Source organism: Lactobacillus helveticus DSM 20075 = CGMCC 1.1877 (assembly GCF_000160855.1).
Lineage (GTDB): Bacteria > Bacillota > Bacilli > Lactobacillales > Lactobacillaceae > Lactobacillus > Lactobacillus helveticus.
Map to the genome: position 1 here is coordinate 178,596 of NZ_GG700755.1, position 1,929 is coordinate 180,524.

Below are 1,929 nucleotides of genomic sequence, written 5' to 3' on the forward strand. Positions count from 1 at the left end.
AGGTACTACCCTCAAAACTAAACAAAGTTTCTCAGTGTGCTTCCGCTTGCTTTTGTGACTTCTCTTAGTATCTCTACTCTCCATCACTTCAGCTTCCTTAGAAAGGAGGTGATCCAGCCGCAGGTTCTCCTACGGCTACCTTGTTACGACTTCACCCCAGTCATCTGCCCTGCCTTAGACGGCTCCTTCCCGAAGGTTAGGCCACCGGCTTTGGGCATTGCAGACTTCCATGGTGTGACGGGCGGTGTGTACAAGGCCCGGGAACGTATTCACCGCGGCGTTCTGATCCGCGATTACTAGCGATTCCAGCTTCGTGCAGTCGAGTTGCAGACTGCAGTCCGAACTGAGAACAGCTTTCAGAGATTCGCTTGCCTTCGCAGGCTCGCTTCTCGTTGTACTGTCCATTGTAGCACGTGTGTAGCCCAGGTCATAAGGGGCATGATGACTTGACGTCATCCCCACCTTCCTCCGGTTTATCACCGGCAGTCTCATTAGAGTGCCCAACTTAATGCTGGCAACTAATAACAAGGGTTGCGCTCGTTGCGGGACTTAACCCAACATCTCACGACACGAGCTGACGACAGCCATGCACCACCTGTCTTAGCGTCCCCGAAGGGAACTCCTAATCTCTTAGGATGGCACTAGATGTCAAGACCTGGTAAGGTTCTTCGCGTTGCTTCGAATTAAACCACATGCTCCACCGCTTGTGCGGGCCCCCGTCAATTCCTTTGAGTTTCAACCTTGCGGTCGTACTCCCCAGGCGGAGTGCTTAATGCGTTAGCTGCAGCACTGAGAGGCGGAAACCTCCCAACACTTAGCACTCATCGTTTACGGCATGGACTACCAGGGTATCTAATCCTGTTCGCTACCCATGCTTTCGAGCCTCAGCGTCAGTTGCAGACCAGAGAGTCGCCTTCGCCACTGGTGTTCTTCCATATATCTACGCATTCCACCGCTACACATGGAATTCCACTCTCCTCTTCTGCACTCAAGAAAAACAGTTTCCGATGCAGTTCCTCGGTTAAGCCGAGGGCTTTCACATCAGACTTATTCTTCCGCCTGCGCTCGCTTTACGCCCAATAAATCCGGACAACGCTTGCCACCTACGTATTACCGCGGCTGCTGGCACGTAGTTAGCCGTGACTTTCTGGTTGATTACCGTCAAATAAAGGCCAGTTACTACCTCTATCCTTCTTCACCAACAACAGAGCTTTACGATCCGAAAACCTTCTTCACTCACGCGGCGTTGCTCCATCAGACTTGCGTCCATTGTGGAAGATTCCCTACTGCTGCCTCCCGTAGGAGTTTGGGCCGTGTCTCAGTCCCAATGTGGCCGATCAGTCTCTCAACTCGGCTATGCATCATTGCCTTGGTAAGCCGTTACCTTACCAACTAGCTAATGCACCGCGGGGCCATCCCATAGCGACAGCTTACGCCGCCTTTTATAAGCTGATCATGCGATCTGCTTTCTTATCCGGTATTAGCACCTGTTTCCAAGTGGTATCCCAGACTATGGGGCAGGTTCCCCACGTGTTACTCACCCATCCGCCGCTCGCGTCCCCAGCGTCATTACCGAAGTAAATCTGCTGGTTCTGCTCGCTCGACTTGCATGTATTAGGCACGCCGCCAGCGTTCGTCCTGAGCCAGGATCAAACTCTCATTTTGAAATTTAAGTTTGAATGATTGCTCATTTGATTATTTAAGATCTTTGTCTCAAATTTATTGCTTGCGAATTGACTTCGCTTCTTGTTTGGGTTTTTACACCCGCACACTTTTAGCGAAACTTTGTTCAGTTTTCAAAGTACTACCTCCGTCTGGCTACCAGACGGCTTTTATATTTTATCAAATTCATAATTCTTTGTCAAGAACTTTTTTGAATTTGTTTTTTTGCCGCTCAAGCTCTCGCCTGACGACAGTTAAATATATTAC

Annotated in this window: 1 rRNA gene; it reads right to left on the reverse strand. The window is 50.0% G+C overall.

Annotated features, from left to right (window positions below):
- Positions 1-101: 101 nt before the first annotated feature.
- Positions 102-1,665: ribosomal RNA gene (locus tag HMPREF0518_RS06555) — 16S ribosomal RNA — on the reverse strand.
- Positions 1,666-1,929 lie beyond the last annotated feature (264 nt).